This window comes from Mesorhizobium sp. B264B1B (assembly GCF_020165765.1).
Classification (GTDB): Bacteria; Pseudomonadota; Alphaproteobacteria; order Rhizobiales; family Rhizobiaceae; genus Mesorhizobium.
Genome location: NZ_JAIUIS010000023.1, coordinates 17,518 through 35,820, shown reverse-complemented (window position 1 = coordinate 35,820; position 18,303 = coordinate 17,518). Strand labels below are relative to the sequence as shown.

The window sequence follows — 18,303 nt, the reverse complement described above, 5'->3', positions numbered from 1 at the left end:
TTATTTCCCCGCGCCTTCGAACCAGGCCACCAGCAGCGCCCGCTCCTTGTCGGTGATCTGGCTGACATTGGCGGGCGGCATGGCATGGCTGCGGCCGGCCTGCAGATAGATCTCGCGGGCATGCTCGGCGATGCCGGCGTCTGTATCCAGCATCACGCCCTTGGGCGCATGGTAGATGCCCTCGTAGACCGGCTCCTGTGAATGGCACATCGAGCAGCGGCCGAGCACGGTGTCGCGCACGGCCGGGAAATGGGCCGAAGCGATATAGACTTGCGCCGAGGCGGACGCCTTCGGTTCGCCGGTCAACACCTTCGGCACGGTGGACAACCAGACGATGATGAGGAACAGGACAAGGGCGCCCAGCCAGGTCCAGTGCGGGTTGCCGGCGCGCTTGTGCACGGTGTTGAAGTAGTGGCGGATCAACACGCCGATGATGAACACCAGGGAGGCGATGATCCAGTTGAACTCAGTGCCGAACGCCAGCGGGTAATGGTTCGACAGCATCAGAAACAGCACCGGCAGCGTCAGGTAATTGTTGTGGAGCGAGCGCTGCTTGGCGATCTTGCCGTATTTCGGATCCGGCTTGCGGCCGGCGATGAGGTCGGCAACGACGATCTTCTGGTTGGGGATGATGACCATGAAGACATTGGCCGACATGATCGTGGCGGTGATGGCGCCCAGATGCAGGAAAGCGGCGCGGCCGGTGAACAGATGGGTCAGTCCCCAGGCGATGAACACCAGCACGCAGTAGAGCACCAGCATCAGGCCTGTATCGCTTTTGCCCAGCGGCGAACGGCAGAGCAGGTCATAAACCACCCAGCCGACGCCGATCGTCGCCATCGACAGGACGATCCCGACCGGCACAGACATCGGCAGCACGTTGGGATCGATCAGGAACAGGTCGGCCCCGGCATAGTAGACCACGCACAGCATGGCGAAGCCGGACAGCCAGGTGGCGTAGGATTCCCATTTGAACCAGGTGAGGTGTTCCGGCATCTCGGCCGGCGCGACCAGGTATTTCTGGATGTGATAGAAGCCGCCGCCATGCACCTGCCACTCCTCGCCGAAGGCGCCGACAGGCATGCCCGGTCGCTGGCGCAAACCGAGATCAAGCGCGACGAAATAGAAGGACGAGCCGATCCAGGCGATGCCGGTGATGACGTGCAGCCAGCGCACGGCAAAGCTCAGCCAGTCCCAGAAAATAGCGAAATCCATCATTGAAGTCGTCCCTGCCGATGAAGCGACTTTACGGTGTGGCGCGCAAACGGAAAGAGGCGAGGTGTGCGATGACTTTCAAAAAAAATTGGAAAATACTAGGTTGCTCGCACACAGCTTGATTGAAAGCCCCTGAACCGCATGGCCTATCTCGACAACATCGCCGTCTTCGTCCGCGTGGTCGAGCTCGGCAATCTGTCGGCGGCCGGGCGCGACATGCGCATTTCGCCGGCGGTTGCTTCCAACCGAATCAAGGAGCTGGAGAAGCACCTTGGTGTGCGGCTGTTCAACCGCACGACACGACAATTGATGCCGACCGAGCATGGCACGGTGTTCTACACCGGCGCCAAGCAGGTGCTGGAAGCGATCACCGAGGCGGAGGCCGCGGTTTCGGCCCTTTCCGGTCAGCCGCGCGGCACCATCCGCGTGACCGCGCCGCTCGGCCTCGGCCGCCGCCTGGTCGCCTCGGGTATTCCCGATTTCCACGACAAATATCCTGATATCGAAGTGCGGCTGAGGCTCTCGGATCACAATGTCGATATCATGAAAGAGGGCATCGACGTCGCCTTCCGACTCGGTATCATCGAAGATTCCAGCCTCAGGATGCGCGGCATCATGGAATGCGAGCGGGTGCTGGTGGCGGCACCCAAATATCTGGAGGCGCGCGGAGAGCCGGCCGAGCCGCAGGAACTGATCAGCAGGAAGCACGATTGCCTGATGCTGCGCTATTCCGGCGCGCGCGAATATGTCTGGACCTTGCAGACGCCGAACGGACCGCAGAAATTCGAGGTGCACGGGCCCTATGATACGGACGATGGCGACGTGCTGACCGGCTGGGCGCTGTCGGGGCGCGGCATCATCAACAAGCCGCGCTTCGAGGTCGAGCCGTTCATCCGCGACCGGCGGCTGAGGATCATCCTGGCCGGCACGCCGCCGACGCCGGTGCAGTTCGCCGCCGTCTATCCGCACAAGAAGCTGCAGGACCCGAAGGTGCGCCTGCTGCTGGATTTCATGGCCGAGCGCTGCCAGCGGCTGATCAAGGACATACTGGTCGGCAAGTGAGCGGCTCCTGGCCCAGTCGCAAGGGTTGCCTTGCGCGAAGGCGAACTTAGGTTCGCGGATGCCGCCTCATGGCCGATGGGCTTTGCGCCGACTGACGAGCTAGCCACAATGCATCTCACCGTTTCGCTCAACATTGCCTCCACGGCCGGGCAGGCCGGCGCGCTCACCTTCAGCGACTTGGCCGGCTTCGCGCAGCGGGCGGAAGCGGCCGGGCTGGACATGATTGTTCTCGACGATGCGCCGCCGGGCAGGGCCGGGTCGGGCAACCCGTTCGAAGCGACGACCCTGCTTGCCGCACTGGCGACCGTGACGAGCAGGATCGGGCTGGTCGCCACCGCGTCGATGGTTGCCCACCAGCCCTACAATCTGGCGCGCCGGTTCGCCTCGCTCGATATCATCAGCCACGGTCGCGCCGGATGGAACGCAACGATGGCGCAGGCGCCGAGCGAGGCGGCCAATTTCAGCCGGCCGGATGGATTTTCCAGCGACGAGTTTCGCCGCCGCTCCGAGGAATACATCGGCATCGTCCAGGGCTTGTGGAATGGCTGGGAGGCGGACGCGCTGTTGTTCGACAAAGACAGCGGCCGCTTTCACGATCCCGGAAAAATGCACCAACTCGACCACAAGGGCGAATTCTTCGCCGTGCGCGGACCGCTGAACGTGGCGCGCTCGCCGCAGGATACGCCGGTTCTGGTCCTGTCCGGCCTGGCGGCAGGCGACCTCGACATTGCCGCGCGCACAGCCGATGTCATCCTGCTGGACGAAAGGCAGGCAGCGCGGCGCAGGGCACGCCATGACGAATTCAGGCGCCGCGTTTCCGCGTCCGGGCGCGAACCGGATGCCGTGAGAATATTGGCTGACATACCCCTCGCCGCCAACGGCGTCGCCGGGCTGGCCGACAGGATGGAGGAAGAATTCCGGGCGAACAATTGCGACGGATTCAACATCCGGCTGTCCGCGCACATTTCAGCGCTCGACGATTTCACCAATCGCGTTCTGCCGGAGCTGCGGCGGCGCGGCGTGATTCGACAGAGCCATGGGGGCACAACGCTGCGCTCGCATCTGGGACTCAGCGGCGGAGGCGACCGATGACCGCGCGCCAGATGAAGCTCGGCGTCTTTCTGTGGGCGACGGGCCACCATATCGCCGCCTGGCGGCATCCCCAGGCCCATGTGAAGGCCGGGATCGACATCGATCATTACGTCGCGCTGGCGCGCACGGCGGAAGCGGCGAAATTCGACCTGTTGTTCTGCGAGGATGCGGCCGGCCTGCGCGAAGCCGATGTCAGCATCGCCAGCCAGACCTCGCGTTCGATCGGCTTCGAGCCGATCAGCCTGCTTTCCGCACTCGCTGTCCAGACCAGCCGCATCGGCCTCGTCTCCACGGCTTCGACCAGCTACAACGAGCCTTACGGGCTGGCACGAACCTTCCTTTCGCTCGACCAGCTGAGCGGCGGGCGCGCCGGCTGGAACCTGGTCACGTCGGCCAGCCCGATCGAGGCCGCCAACTTCGGCGCAACGGGTCTCAGACCCCACGCCGATCGTTATGAACGGGCACGAGAATTCGCCGAAGTCGTCACCAGGCTTTGGCACGGCAAGCTCGGCGCCTCCGGCCATGACGGCCAGAGCTTTTCGGTGTGCGATCCACTCGATTTGCCGCGTTCGCCGCAGGGCGCCCCGGTCATGGTTCAGGCCGGCGCCTCGGATGTCGGCCGCGATCTCGCCGCTCGCACCGCCGATGTGGTGTTCACCGCCGCGCAGACTTTCGCGGAAGCGAAGGCTTTCTACGACGATCTCAAGGGCCGTCTGGCGGCCTATGGACGCGAACCGGACGACATCAAGATCATGCCCGGCGTCGCCCCGGTGGTGGCGGAAACCGAAGCGGAAGCGCGGGCGAAATACGAGGAGCTGCAGGAGCTGATCCCCGATGACGTCGGCGTAGCGCTGCTGTCCAGCTATCTCAGCATCTCCGATCTTCGGCGCTATCCGCTCGACGGGCCGCTGCCCGAATTGCCGGAGAGCGAAGGCATGAAAAGCCGGCAGGCCCTGGTCATCGAGCAATCGCGCCGCGACGGCCTTTCCATCCGCCAGCTTGCCCGCCATTTCGCCGGCGCACGCGGCCATTGGCGCATCGTCGGGACCGCGGTGCAGATCGCAGACGAACTCCAGGCCCGGTTCGAGGGCGGTGCGGCGGACGGCTTCAACGTCATGCCGTCATATTTCCCCGGCGAACTCGATGCCTTCGCCACCCTAGTTGTGCCGGAGCTGCAGCGGCGCGGCCTGTTTCGCAGGGAGTATGAGGGCCGCACACTGCGCGATCATCTGGGCTTGAAGCAACCGGTATAGCCGCGACGTGACCTTACCCGGCCAACGTCCTATCATGCGGCATCTGACGTCCGGCATTTGACGCGGCGCCGTGATTGACCAGCGCCGTCATGATCTCGGCGGCCGCTAGCGCGGCAATGACGGATGGGCGCTTGTCTTTCACGGCGTCACCGCCAATTGGGGAAACGAGGCGGGCAAACTGCGCTTCCGTACCCTCCGCCGATTTCAGCAACCAGTTCCTGAACGTCGCTTTCTTGGTCTTCGAGCCGATCATGCCGACATAGGCGGTGTCGCCACGCTTCAGGGCTTCGGCGACAATCAGGAAGTCCAGCGCATGATCATGGGTGAGGATGGCGAAGGCGCTGCCTGCAGGCGCGTTGCGCACCTCGGCTTCAGGCATCGGGGTCAGCCGCGTCTCGACGGCTTCCGGCATTCCGTCTAGCGCGTCGGCCCGTGTTTCGATGACAACGGCACGCACAGGGAGAAGCGCTACCGCGGAGGCCAGCGCCTGCCCGACGTGGCCGCCGCCGAAGATGTAGACATAAGGCAGTTCAGCCTGCTCGATTTCCGCGGCCGAAATCAGCTCCTGCGCCAACGTCGCATCGACGAGGCGGATCGACACCTCGACGCGCCCGCCGCAGCATTGGCCGATCTCCGGACCGAGCGCCACGTCGAGGATCACGTGGGCGTCGGGGCGGGTCTCTTCACCCTCCCCCTTGTGGATAGGGTTGGACGACGTCGTCGTCGAGGGATCTGTGAACGCCGCTCCCCCGCCCCGTTTCGCTGACGCCGCTTCGCGGCGTCCGCTCGCCGACCCTCCCCGCAAGGAGGAGGGTAAAGAGCCCAGCATCTGCCGTGCCTTGTCGATGGCCATATATTCCAGTTGGCCGCCGCCGATCGTGCCCGATGTCGCTGCTTGCGAGACGAGCATGAAGGCGCCCTTCTCGCGCGGCGTCGAGCCCTTCGTCGCCGCGACCTCGACGAGCGCGACCCGGCCGGTTTGGCCAAGAAAGGCTTTCAGGCTTTGCACAGTCGTGTTCATTTTTTACATTCCCTGTCGGGAAATATAGGCCTTTTCGGCCTGTTTTGCACGTTTTGCCGGAGTCAGGTCTTCGCCTCTTTCTTCAGCCGCTCGATCGCCATCAGCACGCGTTCCGGTGTCGCAGGCGCATCGAGACGTGGACAGATCCTGTGGTCGGCGACGCTTGCCACCGCGTCGGACAGGGCATGCAGCACCGACATGCCGAGCGGGAAGGGCGGCTCGCCGACCGCCTTGGAGCGATGGATCGTCGGCTCACCGGCCTCCGGCCAATCGGCCAGTGTCACGTTGAAGATCTTAGGCCGGTCCGACGCCAGCGGGATCTTATAGGTCGAGGGCGCATGCGTGCGCAGCCGGCCCTTGTCATCCCACCACAGTTCCTCGGTCGTCAGCCAGCCCATGCCCTGGATAAAGCCGCCCTCGACCTGGCCGAGGTCGATGGCGCGGTTCAGCGAGCGGCCCGTCTCGTGCAGGATGTCGGTGCGTTCGACCATGTATTCGCCGGTCAGCGTGTCGACCGAGACTTCCGAGCAGGAGGCGCCATAGGCGAAATAATAGAAAGGACGGCCCTCGCCCTTGTCGCGGTCCCAGTGGATCTTCGGCGTCTTGTAAAAGCCGGCCGCCGAAAGCTGGATGCGGGCCATATAGGCCTGCTTGACGAGGTCGGCGAAAGGTATCTCCTGGTTGCCGATGCGCACCCTGTTGGGCAGGAACAGCACCTGGTCGCGTGGCACCTGGTATTTCTCGGCGGCGAAATCGGTCAGCCGGTCCTTGATCTGGCGGGCGCCGTTCTGCGCCGCCATTCCATTGAGGTCGGTGCCGGACGACGCGGCGGTGGCCGAGGTGTTCGGCACCTTGCCGGTGGTCGTCGCGGTGATCTTCACCTGGTCGAGATCGATCTGGAACTCTTGCGCCACCACTTGCGCCACCTTGACGTTGAGGCCCTGCCCCATCTCGGTGCCGCCATGGTTCAGATGCACCGAACCGTCGGTGTAGACATGCACCAGCGCGCCGGCCTGATTGTAATGCGTGGCGGTAAACGAGATGCCGAATTTGACCGGCGTCAGCGCCAAGCCCCGCTTGATGAAGCGGCTGTTGTTGTTGAAGGCCGAGATCTCGCGCCGGCGCCTTGCATAGCTGGCGCTTTCTTCCAGTTCCCCAACGATGCGGTGGATGATGTTGTCCTCGACCACCTGATGGTAGGGCGTGACGTTGCGGTCGGCGGTGCCGTAGAAATTCCGCTTGCGGATCTCGAGCGGGTCCTTGCCGACGGCGAACGCCACCTCGTCGATGATACGCTCGGCGCCGACCATGCCTTGAGGGCCGCCGAAGCCGCGAAAGGCGGTGTTCGAGACCGTGTTGGTGTAGAGCGGCGCCGACTGTGCATGCACAGCCGGCCAGAAATAGGTATTGTCGCAGTGGAACAGCGCGCGGTCGGTGACCGGCCCGGAAAGGTCCGCAGAAAAGCCGCAGCGCGCCGCGAACATGAAGTCGACGCCGAGAATATTGCCCTCATCGTCGAAGCCGGCCTCGTAGTCGATGAGGAAATCGTGCCGCTTGCCGGTGGCGATCATGTCGTCATCGCGATCGGGCCGGATTTTCACTGCCCGATGATGCTTCTTGGCGGCGATCGCGGCCAGCGCTGCAAACTGGTTGCCCTGCGTTTCCTTGCCGCCGAAGCCGCCCCCCATGCGACGCATTTCCACGGTAATGGCGTTGCTCGGCACGCCGAGTGCATGACCAACCATGTGCTGGACTTCGCTCGGATGCTGCGTCGAGGAATAGATGGTGACGTCCTGATCCTCGCCGGGAACCGCCATCGCGATATGCCCTTCGAGGTAGAAATGCTCCTGGCCGCCGACGCGCATTTTTCCTTTCAGCCGGCGGGGGGCCTGACGGATCGCAGCAGCCGCGTCGCCGCGCTTCAGCGTCAGAGGCGGCGTGACGAGTTTGTCCTTGCTCGGATCAAGCGCGCCGATGTCGGTGACGAAAGGCAATTCCTCGTATTCGACCCTTGCCAGCCTCGTGGCGCGCCGCGCCTGCTCGCGCGTCTCGGCAATCACGCAAAAGATCGGCTGGCCGAAAAACTGTACCTTGCCGTCGGCGAGTACCGGCTCGTCATGGCGCCCGGTCGGCGAAATGTCGTTCTCGCCCGGCACATCCTTTGCCGTGAGCACGTCGATCACGCCGGGGGCGGCGCGCACCGCCGACAGGTCCATTTTGGCGATGGCGGCATGCGTGGCCGTGGCCAAGCCGAGGCAGCCATGCAGCGTGCCCGCCGGTTCGGGCATATCATCGATGTAAACGGCGCTGCCGCTGACATGCTTGTGCGCGGAATCATGGCGCTGGTCTGTGGCGACGCCGCCGACGATCTTTTCGGCCTTTAAATTGGCGCTGGCGTGCTTGTTCATCATGCCGCCTCGTTGCGCGACACCTGGAACGGTGCCCTGGTGCCGGTGGTTTCGACAAAGAAACGCAGCAACAAGTTTTTCGCCGCCAAAGCCCGATATTCAGCGCTTGCCCGCATGTCGGTGAGCGGCGTGAAATCCGTTGCGTATTCGGTCATCGCCGCCTCGACTGTTTCTTCGGTCCAGGGTTTGCCGAGCAGAGCTTTCTCGACCGCCGCAGCCCGCTTCGGCGTCGCCGCCATGCCGCCATAGGCGATGCGGATATCGGCCACGGTGCCGTCCCTGGCCAAGGTCAGAAAAAACGCGCCGAGGGCGGCGGTGATATCCTCGTCGCGGCGCTTGGTGATCTTGTAGACGCCGAACTTCGTTTCGTTTGCCGGAACCGGCACATGCACGGCCTCGACGAACTCGCCGGCCTGCCGGTCCTGCTTGCCATAGGCGATGAAGAAATCCTCGAGCGGGATCGTGCGCCGCTTGCTTCCACGGCGCAGCGTCAGCCGCGCGCCGAGCGCGATGAATGGCGGCGGTGTGTCGCCGATCGGCGAGCCATTGGCGATGTTGCCGCCGATCGTGCCCATGTTGCGCACCTGTTCGCCGCCGATGCGATCGAACAATGGCCCGAGCGCCGGGATGCGTTTCGACAGCATCGCGAAGGCATCGGAATAGGTGACGCCGGCGCCGATCGAGATCACGTCCTTGTCCTCGGCAATGGCGCACAGCCCGTCGAGATTGCCGATGAAGATGACAGGCGAAATATCGCGCATGTGCTTGGTCACCCAGAGACCGACATCGGTCGAGCCGGCGACGATGGTGGCGCCCGGTTCCTTGTCGAGCACGGCGGCGAAATCGTCAACGTCAGCCGGCACGACGAGCCGCGCCTTGCCGGCGCCGATCTCGATCCGTGCGCCGTCGCCCATCGCCTCGAGTCTGGCCATGATCGACTGACGCTCCAGCGCCAGCGGATCCTTCTGTGCTTTGCCGTAGCTGGAGATGGCGCGAGCCGCGCGCATGATCGCCTCATAGCCGGTGCAGCGGCAGAGATTGCCCTGCAAGGCCTTTTCGATGGCCGCGTCCGACGGTTCCGGTGATTTCATCCACAAGCCGTAAAGCGACATGACGAAACCTGGCGTGCAGAAGCCGCATTGCGAACCGTGGAAATCCACCATCGCCTGCTGCACCGGGTGCAACTGGCCCGGCGTTCCACGGAGATGCTCGACCGTCACGACATGGGTGCCGTCCAACGAACCCAGAAAGCGGATGCAGGCGTTGACACTTTCATAGACCAGTTCGCCGGCGGAAAGCCTGCCGACCAGCACGGTGCAAGCGCCGCAATCGCCCTCTGCGCAGCCTTCCTTGGTGCCGCGCAGCGATCGGTCGAGCCGCAGCCAGTCGAGCAAGGTCGCGTCAGGCGCCACGGATGACAGCACGACATCCCTGCCGTTGAGGATAAAACGAATATCGTTACGGATCTTGACCTCGGCCACGTCTCAGCTCCCCCTGTAAGTCGAATAGCCGTAGGGCGAGACGAGCAGCGGCACATGATAGTGCACGGCATCCGCCATGCCGAAGCGGATCGGCACGGTGTCGAGGAAGGCCGGCTCGGGCAGTTTCGTTCCCTGGCGCCGCAGATAGTCGCCAGCGGCGAAAACCAGCTCGTATTCGCCGGTCTGGAAATCCGCGTCGGCCAAAAGCGGTGCGTCGCAACGGCCATCGGCGTTGGTGGCGACCGTCTTCAGATGCGTCCTGGCCGGGCCATCGATCCGGTAGAGCGCGATCGACAATCCCGCCGCGGGCTTGCCGGTTGCCGTATCCAGGACATGGGTCGTCAGACGCCCGCCATCGATTTTCGACGTTTCTGCCATTGTCCGCCTCCCATTCCAATACGAACAAACCGGCCGGTACAGCCAAACATTGCTGATGAATTGTGCTCCAATTAAAGGCGATGCATAAGTCCCGGTCGAGCGGAGTGCGACAAAAACACTTTCAAAAATTTTCGGGGGAATGCGAGAAGCACCCTTTCGATATCCTGATCATACTTCGGGCGATGCCCCGTGGGAGGGACGATGCGTTACACCAGAGACATGCGCGGCTACGGAGCCAATCCGCCGGATCCCAAATGGCCCGGTGGCGCGCATGTGGCCGTGCAATTCGTCGTCAATTACGAAGAAGGCGGCGAGAACTGCGTCCTGCATGGCGACAAGGCTTCGGAAGCCTTCCTGTCGGAAATCGTCGGCGCGGCTCCCTGGGCGGGCCAACGCCATTGGAACATGGAATCGATCTACGAATATGGGGCGCGGGCAGGCTTCTGGCGGCTGCTTCGCCTGTTCACCGAGGCCGAGGTGCCAGTGACCTGTTACGGCGTCGCCACGGCACTCGCCCGCTCGCCCGATCAGGTGACGGCGATGCAGGATGCCGGCTGGGAGATCGCCTCGCACGGGCTGAAATGGATCGACTACCGCGACCACAGCGCCGAGGACGAGCGCCGCGACCTCAAGGAGGCGATCCGGCTGCACTACGAAGTGACAGGCACGCGCCCGACGGGCTGGTACACCGGCCGGACGTCGGTCAACACCGTGCGGCTGGTGGCGGAGGAAGGCGGCTTCGACTACGTCTCCGACACTTATGACGACGAACTGCCCTACTGGTTCGCGGATGACGGGACCGACAGGCCACAGCTCATCATCCCCTACACGCTCGATGCCAACGACATGCGCTTCGCCACGCCGCAGGGCTTCAACTCGGGCGACCAGTTCTTCGCCTATCTGAAGGACAGTTTCGACACGCTCTATGCCGAAGGCAAGGCTGGGCGGCCGCGCATGATGAATATCGGCCTGCACTGTCGCCTCGTCGGGCGGCCGGGGCGGGTGGCGGCGCTGAAGCGCTTCGTCGACTATGTGAAGTCGCACGACAAGGTCTGGCTGGCGCGGCGTATCGACATCGCCAGGCATTGGCGCGAGACCCATCCATACAAGCCGCCGGTGCTGCGCCCTTCGAGGATGGAATTCGAGGCCTTCGTGCATGCTTTCGGCGGCGTTTTCGAACATTCGCCGTGGATAGCCGAGCGCGCTTACGAGCTGGAACTTGGCCCGGCGCACGACAGCGCCGGCGGCCTGCACAATGCGCTCTGCCGCGTTTTCCGCGCCGCAAGCGAAACGGAGCGGCTCGGCGTGCTCAACGCCCATCCCGACCTTGCCGGCAAGCTGGCAAGGGCCAGGCGGCTGACGGCTGAATCGGCCAGGGAACAGGCTTCGGCCGGCCTCGATGAGCTGACCGACAAGGAGCGCGAGCTGTTTTCCAAGCTCAATGCCGCCTACGTCACCACCTTCGGTTTCCCGTTCATCATCGCGGTGAAGGGTAAGACCAGGCAAGAAATCCTGGCGGAGTTCGAAAGGCGCATCGGCAACAGCCGCGGCGTCGAATTCGAGACCGCCTGCAAACAGGTCGAGCGCATCGCGCTCTTCCGCCTCAAGGACATGCTTCCGCAATAGGTTTGAACCCATGGATACGATCAGGATGCCCGAGCGAACCTATTATGCTCCACATGGCGGCCATTCCGGCCAGAGTGAGCTTCTGACCGGCCGCGCCGTCTTCACCGAGGCCTATGCCGTCATCCCCAAGGGCGTGATGCAGGACATCGTCACCAGCGCCCTGCCATTCTGGGACAAGACCCGCGTCTGGATATTGTCGAGGCCGCTGTCGGGCTTTGCCGAGACGTTTTCGCAGTACATCGTCGAGATCGCGCCCGGCGGCGGCAGCGACCGGCCGGAACCCGATGCCGGCGCCGAGGGCGCCTTGTTCGTGGTCGAAGGCGAACTGACCGTCCTGCTTGCCGGCGAAAGACATGTCTTGCGGCCGGGCGGCTTCGCCTTCCTGCCGCCGTCGAGCGGCTGGACTGTTCGCAACGAAAGCAATGCGGCTGTCCGCTTTCACTGGATACGCAAGGCTTATGAGTCCGTCAGCGGCCTCGAGGTCCCGCAAGCCTTCTTCACCAACGAGCAGGACATCGGGCCGACGCCGATGCCCGGTACCGACGGCCGTTGGGCGACGACGCGCTTCGTCGATCCGGCCGACATGCGCCATGACATGCACATGACCATCGTCACCCTCGAACCGGGCGCGGTCATTCCCTTTGCCGAGACCCATGTCATGGAGCACGGGCTCTATGTCCTGGAAGGCAAGGCCGTCTACCGGCTCAACCAGGACTGGGTCGAGGTGGAGGCCGGCGACTATATGTGGCTGCGCGCCTTCTGTCCGCAGGCCTGCTATGCCGGCGGACCGGGAAAATTCCGCTATCTGCTCTACAAGGACGTCAACCGGCACGCCAAGCTCGGCAGTGCCGGGATCGCAGGGCGTGCGCCGTGACCCGCATCGTCGCGCGGCCGCTGACCCGCGAGGGCTTTGCCCCGTTCGGCGATGTCATCGACATGGGCGGCGACAACCACTACCCGATCAATGGCGGCAAGGCCGAGCGCTACCATGATCTGGCGACCGCCGAGGCCGTGGGGCCGAATGCGCGCGTGCTGATCTCGATGGTGCGCGGCACGCCTTACGAATTGCCGCTGGCGCTGACCATGGTCGAGCGTCACCCGCTCGGCAGCCAGGCCTTTGTCCCGCTGTCGCCACGACCGTTCCTGGTCGTCGTCTGTCATGACGGCAAGGACGGTCCGGCCGAGCCGCATGCCTTCATCACCAAGCCAGGGCAAGGCATCAATTATTCACGCAATCTATGGCACGGCGTACTGACGCCATTGGGTGAGCCCCAGGATTTCCTGATCGTCGACCGTGGCGGCGACGGCTCCAATCTCGAAGAATTCCATTTTTCGCACGCCTACGAGATTCATCTCCCCGACGAGATCCTTTGATGACCGACATTTCGCTGATCGACCGCCTGCTCGACGTCATCGAGCACGACATCGTGCCGAAGACGCAGGAAGGCGTCGCCCATGGCAACAAGCTGTTCGGCGCGGCGATCCTGAAGAAAGGCGACCGCTCGCTGGTGCTGGCCGAAACCAACAACGAGATCGAAAACCCGCTCTGGCATGGCGAAGTGCACTGCCTGAAACGCTTCTACGAAATGCCCAAAGCCGAACGTGTCGACACCAAGGAGGCCATCTTCCTGGCCACGCACGAGCCCTGTTCGCTCTGCCTGTCGGCGATCACCTGGACCGGTTTCGACAATTTCTACTATCTGTTCAGCCACGAGGATTCGCGCGACAGTTTTGCCATCCCGCACGATCTGAAAATCCTGAAAGAGGTCTTCACCCTCGATCCCGGCGGTTACAATGCCGAGAACGCCTATTGGAAGAGCTTTTCGATCCGCAGGCTGGTGCGGGCGCTGCCCGAGGCGGAACGCGGGCGGCTGGAGGCGCGCATCGGCAAGATTGCAGCACTTTATGAAGCGCTCTCTGGCGACTACCAGGCCAACAAGGCCGAGAACGACATTCCGCTGAACTGAGGGCACCAAGCAGCGGCACAGGTCGCATATTCCACTGCTCCAGTCGCGAATGGCGATTGAAACTTGCCGCGCCGCGAGGCGTTATGCGCGCCATGAAAACCGTCACCGAGTTTCCCCGCAAGGTCGTCGAATTCCCTGATATGGGCATCGTTATGCCGGATGGCTGCCGGCTGTCGGCGCGGGTGTGGATGCCGGAAGATGCCGGCGACGATCCGGTGCCTGTCATCCTCGAGCACCTGCCCTACCGCAAGCGCGACGGCACCATCTTTCGCGACCAGCTGACGCATCCCTATTTCGCCGGCCACGGCTATGCCTCGATCCGTGTCGACATGCGCGGCAATGGCGATTCCGAAGGGCTGATGGACGACGAATATTCCGAGCAGGAGTTGCAGGACGCCTGCGACGTCATCGCCTGGGCGGCGGCTCAACCCTGGTGCAACGGCAATGTCGGCATGATGGGTATTTCCTGGGGCGGCTTCAACTGCCTGCAGGTGGCAGCCATGCAGCCGCCGGCGCTCAAGGCGGTCATCAGCCTGTGCTCGACCGTTGATCGCTATGCCGACGACATCCACTACAAGGGCGGCTGCCTGCTGCTGGAAAATTTCGGCTGGGCCTCGACAATGCTGTCCTATTCGTCACGGCCGCCGGACCCGCTGCTGGCGGGCGACAACAGATGGCGCGACCTGTGGCTCAGCCGACTGGAGAACCAGTCGTTCCTTTTGCCGCTCTGGCTTGGCCACCAGCACCGCGACGCCTACTGGAAACGCGGCTCGATCTGCGAGGATTTCTCCGCCGTCAAGGCCGCGGTGCTGTCGATCGGCGGCTGGCATGACGGCTACCGCAACACCATCTCGCATCTCGTCGCCAACATCGAGGCGCCGGTCAAAGGCATCGTCGGCCCCTGGATCCACAAATACCCGCATTATGCCGGGCCCCAGCCGGCAATCGGCTTCCTGCAGGAAGCGCTACGCTGGTGGGACCGCTGGCTAAAGGGCGTCGAGACCGGCGTCGAGGCCGACCCGGCCTACCGCGCCTATGTGATGGACAGCGTGCGGCCGGCGCGCTGGCATCCGGAACGGCCGGGCCGCTGGGTGGCGGAGCGGCAGTGGCCTTCGCCCGACATCAAGACGCAAACGATCGAATTGATCCCGGCGGGCGGTAAATCCGTCACCATCGCTTCGCCGCAAAGCTGTGGGCTGGCCGGCGGTGAGTATTTCCCGTTCACCTTCGGCCCGGAATTGCCGGGCGACCAGCGTCCCGACGACGCGCTGTCGGTGTGTTTCGACCAGCCGGAACTCGCCGAGGCGATCGACGTCGTCGGCGCACCGGAAGTCTACGTCCGGTTATCCTGCGACCGCCCGCAGGCCAACATCGCGGTGCGGCTTTGCGACGTACATCCCGATGGCGCCTCCGAGCTGATCTCCTATGGCGTGCTCAACCTCACGCATCGCCTCTCCCACGAATTCCCGCAAGCGCTTGTCCCCGGCGAGAGCGTTTCGGCACGCGTCGTGCTCGACCAGTGCGCCTATCGCGTGCCGGCCGGCCACCATTTGCGCATAGCCGTCTCGAACGCCTACTGGCCTATGATCTGGCCCTCGCCGGAGCCGGTCCGCCTAAGCCTGTCGGCGGCGACGCTGAAGCTGCCCCTGCGCCCGCTGGCGACGGGCGACGAGGTCACGTTCGCCGCGCCGGAGGCCGCTTCCCCCTGGGCAACCGAGACCATCCGCCCGGCCAATTCGGAACGCCGCGTCAACCGCGACGAGAAGACCGGCATCGTCACGCTTTCCATAGAAGACGATTTCGGCGAGGTGCGCGATCTTGCGCATGGCCTGGCGAACGGCAGCATCGCCCGCGAGACCTGGACGATTCATCCGGACGATCCGTTGTCGGCCGCGGGACGGACGCATTGGACGCAAACCCTGTCGCGAAGCGGATGGTCGGTGCGCACCGAAACATCGGCCGAAATACGCTCCGACGCCAAAAACTTCATCGTAAGCGCCCGAATTGAAGCTTACGAAGGCGAAAAACTCGTCTTCGAACGCAATTTCGAACAGGCGGTTCCGCGCTCGCTTGTTTGAGCGGCAAGGCATTGGTCCAATTGCGACGTGCCATTTACGCCACGGCATGTCGCATTCGGTCTTGCTTACCGCTTTCCCTTGCGGTCATTATTCCCCTCACAAGAAACAAGAAAACGACCACTAAGGTCGAACCAACAGAGTGAGGAACTCAAAATGTCAAACGAACTGGAATTCCTTAGCCGACGTGTCGCTTCAGGCAAGCTCAGCCGTCGTGATTTTCTCGGCCGGGCGGCAGCGCTCGGCGTCACCGCGACCTTCGCCAACTCACTGCTTTCGAGCGCGGCGCGCGCAGCCGGTCCGGTCAAGGGCGGGACGCTCAAGGCAGGCCTGGTTGGCGGCGAGTCCACCAACAGCCTGGATCCAGCCCTGTTCATGACGCAGGTGCCGTTCGCCTTCGGCAAAATGTGGGGCGAACTGATCGTCGAGCTTTCCCCCGAGGGCAAGCTCGAGAACCGCATCGCCGAGGAGATCGGCTCGTCCGACGATGCCAAGGTCTGGACACTGAAGATCCGCGACGGCGTCGAATTCCACAATGGCAAGACGGTGACAGCCGAAGACGTCGCCGCCACGCTCGAGCGCCATTCGGACGAGAAGTCGAAGTCCGGCGCGCTCGGCTACATGAAAGGCATCGAAAGCATCAAGGCCAGCGGCAAGGAAGTGGTGCTGACGCTGAAGGAGGCCAATGCCGATCTGCCCTACCTGCTCAGCGACTACCACCTGATCGTCCAGCCCAATGGTGGCAAGGACAAGGCCGATGCCGGCATCTCGGCGGGCCCTTACAAGGTCACCACCAACGAGCCCGGCGTGCGCCATGGCGGTGAGCGCTTCGCCAACTACTGGCAGGGCGACAAGATGGGCCATGCCGACCAGATCGAGATCATCGTCATCAACGACGCCACGGCCCGTACGGCAGCCCTGCAGGGCGGCCAGGTCAACATGGTCAACCGCGTCGAGCCGAAGATCGTCGACCTGATCAAACGCGTGCCGGGCGTCACCATCCGCAACCATGCGGGACCGGGGCACTACGTCTTCATCATGCACTGCAATACGGCGCCGTTCGACAATAACGATCTCAGGATGGCGCTGAAGCTGGCGATCGACCGCGAAGAAATGCTGAAGAAGGTGCTGCGCGGTTACGGTTCGCTCGGCAATGATTTCCCGATCAATGCCGCCTACCCGCTGTTCACCGAGATCGAGCAGCGCACATACGATCCGGACAAGGCCAAGTTCCACTACAAGAAGTCGGGGCATGACGGTGCGGTGCTGCTCAGGACCTCCGACGTCGCCTTTCCCGGCGCCGTCGACGCGTCCCAGCTTTTCCAGCAGAGCGCGGCCAAGGCCGGCATCCAGATCGAGCTCAAGCGCGAGCCGGGCGACGGCTACTGGAACGAGGTCTGGAACAAGCAGCCCTTCTGCGCCTCCTATTGGGGCGGACGCTCGACCCAGGACCAGATGTACTCGACCGCCTACCTGTCGACCGCCGACTGGAACGACACGCGTTTCAAGCGCCCGGATTTCGACAAGATGGTGCTGGCGGCGCGCGCCGAGCTGGACGAGGCCAAGCGCAAGGCGATGTATCACGACATGGCCGTCATGGTGCGCGACGAAGGCGGCCTGATCCTGCCGATGTTCAACCAGTTCATCGACGCCACCGGCGCCAAGGTGGGCGGCTGGGTGGACGATCCGCACCAGGAGTTGATGAATGGCTATGCCCTGGCAAAGTGCTGGCTCGAAGCCTGAGCCGGCCTTGCCCAGATGTCCTCACCCATCGTGAAACTGGTGGCCCAGCGCGTTGCGCTGGGCATCCTCCTTTTGTTGGCCGTCTCGGTCCTGATCTTCGCCGGCACACAGATCCTGCCCGGCGACGTCGCGCAAGCCATCCTAGGGCAGTCGGCGACACCGGAATCGCTCGCCAATCTGCGTGAGCAGCTTGGTCTCAACGACCCGGCCTATATCAGGTATTTCCGCTGGCTCGGCGGCGTTTTGACCGGCGATCTCGGGACCGCCATGTCGAGCGGACAGGATATCGCAACATCGATCAAGGGCCGGCTGTGGAACACGCTGTTCCTCGCCTTCTGGGCGGCGATCGTGGCCATTCCACTGGCCATAACGCTTGGCCTGATCGCGGTGCGCTACCGCAATGGCTGGGTCGACAAGCTGATCTCGGGACTGGCGCTCGCCTCGACCTCCTTCCCGGAATTCTTCATCGGCTACTTGCTGGTCTTCTACTTCGCAGTTCAGCATCAGTGGTTCCCCGCCATCTCGACCGTATATGACGGCATGCCTTTCGGTGAACGCATGCAGGCGATCGCGCTGCCGGCGGCGGCGCTGACGCTGGTGGTGCTTGCCCATATGATGCGCATGACGCGCGCGGCGATCCTAAACGTCATGCAATCGGCCTATGTGGAGACCGCCGAGCTCAAGGGGCTCTCGGCTTTCGCGGTCATCCGCAAACATGCCTTCCCGAACGCCATCGCGCCGATCATCAACGTCGTCATGCTCAACCTCGCCTATCTGATCGTCGGCGTGGTCGTGGTCGAAGTGATCTTCGTCTATCCCGGCATGGGGCAGTATCTGGTCGATCACGTCACCAAGCGCGACGTGCCGGTGGTGCAGGCGGTCGGACTGATCTTCGCCGCCGTCTATATCGGCCTCAACATCATCGCTGACATAGCGGCAATCGTCGCCAATCCGCGCCTGAGGCATCCCAAATGAAGAGGGC

General features: G+C 63.5%; 15 protein-coding genes. 10 read left to right on the top strand and 5 right to left on the bottom strand.

What is annotated here, in order from left to right; genetic code table 11:
- Positions 1–1,218, bottom strand: a complete 1,218-nt coding sequence (locus LB547_RS30540; RefSeq protein WP_140501161.1) for a urate hydroxylase PuuD — start codon at positions 1,216–1,218, stop codon at positions 1–3.
- A gap of 138 nt (positions 1,219–1,356) precedes the next feature.
- On the opposite strand from LB547_RS30540, the gene LB547_RS30535 reads away from it, so the two are divergent.
- From LB547_RS30535 to LB547_RS30525, 3 genes are all read left to right on the top strand, one after another.
- A complete protein-coding gene (locus tag LB547_RS30535; protein ID WP_140558761.1) occupies positions 1,357–2,277 on the top strand; it encodes a LysR family transcriptional regulator in 921 nt (306 codons plus the stop codon).
- Positions 2,278–2,385: 108 nt separating this feature from the next.
- The gene (locus LB547_RS30530; protein ID WP_140763861.1) at positions 2,386–3,369 is read left to right on the top strand and encodes an LLM class flavin-dependent oxidoreductase; all 984 of its coding nucleotides are present in this window, start codon (positions 2,386–2,388) and stop codon (positions 3,367–3,369) included.
- Positions 3,366–4,622 carry an LLM class flavin-dependent oxidoreductase gene (locus LB547_RS30525; protein WP_140558763.1) on the top strand — a complete coding sequence of 419 codons (1,257 nt, stop codon included), beginning with the start codon at positions 3,366–3,368 and terminating at the stop codon, positions 4,620–4,622. The genes LB547_RS30530 and LB547_RS30525 overlap by 4 nt, the downstream gene beginning before the upstream one ends.
- A 13-nt stretch (positions 4,623–4,635) precedes the next feature.
- Here the strand turns inward: LB547_RS30525 and xdhC are convergent, their stop codons facing one another.
- The 4 genes from xdhC to uraH form a co-directional block, all read right to left on the bottom strand.
- Entirely contained in the window at positions 4,636–5,643 is a 1,008-nt protein-coding gene (gene xdhC / locus LB547_RS30520; RefSeq protein ID WP_140664222.1) for a xanthine dehydrogenase accessory protein XdhC, read from the bottom strand.
- A gap of 62 nt (positions 5,644–5,705) precedes the next feature.
- Positions 5,706–8,051, bottom strand: a complete 2,346-nt coding sequence (xdhB, locus tag LB547_RS30515; protein ID WP_140763884.1) for a xanthine dehydrogenase molybdopterin binding subunit — start codon at positions 8,049–8,051, stop codon at positions 5,706–5,708.
- Positions 8,051–9,532 (bottom strand): xanthine dehydrogenase small subunit, encoded by a 1,482-nt coding sequence (gene xdhA, locus LB547_RS30510; protein WP_140525604.1) that lies wholly within the window; start codon positions 9,530–9,532, stop codon positions 8,051–8,053. Before xdhA ends, xdhB begins: the two co-directional genes overlap by 1 nt.
- A 3-nt stretch (positions 9,533–9,535) precedes the next feature.
- Positions 9,536–9,910, bottom strand: coding sequence for a hydroxyisourate hydrolase (uraH, locus tag LB547_RS30505; RefSeq protein ID WP_140501174.1), 375 nt, complete (start codon positions 9,908–9,910; stop codon positions 9,536–9,538).
- A 201-nt stretch (positions 9,911–10,111) separates the two neighbouring features.
- Between uraH and puuE the strand changes: the two genes are divergently transcribed.
- From puuE to LB547_RS30470, 7 genes are all read left to right on the top strand, one after another.
- Positions 10,112–11,536, top strand: coding sequence for an allantoinase PuuE (gene puuE, locus LB547_RS30500; protein WP_140763864.1), 1,425 nt, complete (start codon positions 10,112–10,114; stop codon positions 11,534–11,536).
- 10 nt (positions 11,537–11,546) lie between these two features.
- Positions 11,547–12,410: a bifunctional allantoicase/(S)-ureidoglycine aminohydrolase gene (locus tag LB547_RS30495; protein WP_140501178.1), complete on the top strand. Its 864-nt coding sequence runs from the start codon at positions 11,547–11,549 to the stop codon at positions 12,408–12,410.
- The gene (locus tag LB547_RS30490; protein ID WP_140501180.1) at positions 12,407–12,910 is read left to right on the top strand and encodes an ureidoglycolate lyase; all 504 of its coding nucleotides are present in this window, start codon (positions 12,407–12,409) and stop codon (positions 12,908–12,910) included. Before LB547_RS30495 ends, LB547_RS30490 begins: the two co-directional genes overlap by 4 nt.
- Positions 12,910–13,503 (top strand): nucleoside deaminase, encoded by a 594-nt coding sequence (locus LB547_RS30485; protein ID WP_140501182.1) that lies wholly within the window; start codon positions 12,910–12,912, stop codon positions 13,501–13,503. Before LB547_RS30490 ends, LB547_RS30485 begins: the two co-directional genes overlap by 1 nt.
- 92 nt (positions 13,504–13,595) lie before the next feature.
- The gene (locus tag LB547_RS30480; protein WP_140633673.1) at positions 13,596–15,581 is read left to right on the top strand and encodes a CocE/NonD family hydrolase; all 1,986 of its coding nucleotides are present in this window, start codon (positions 13,596–13,598) and stop codon (positions 15,579–15,581) included.
- 153 nt (positions 15,582–15,734) lie between these two features.
- Positions 15,735–17,321 carry an ABC transporter substrate-binding protein gene (locus tag LB547_RS30475; RefSeq protein WP_140512805.1) on the top strand — a complete coding sequence of 529 codons (1,587 nt, stop codon included), beginning with the start codon at positions 15,735–15,737 and terminating at the stop codon, positions 17,319–17,321.
- 15 nt (positions 17,322–17,336) lie between these two features.
- Positions 17,337–18,296, top strand: a complete 960-nt coding sequence (locus LB547_RS30470; protein ID WP_140512803.1) for an ABC transporter permease — start codon at positions 17,337–17,339, stop codon at positions 18,294–18,296.
- The last annotated feature ends 7 nt before the right edge of the window (positions 18,297–18,303 follow it).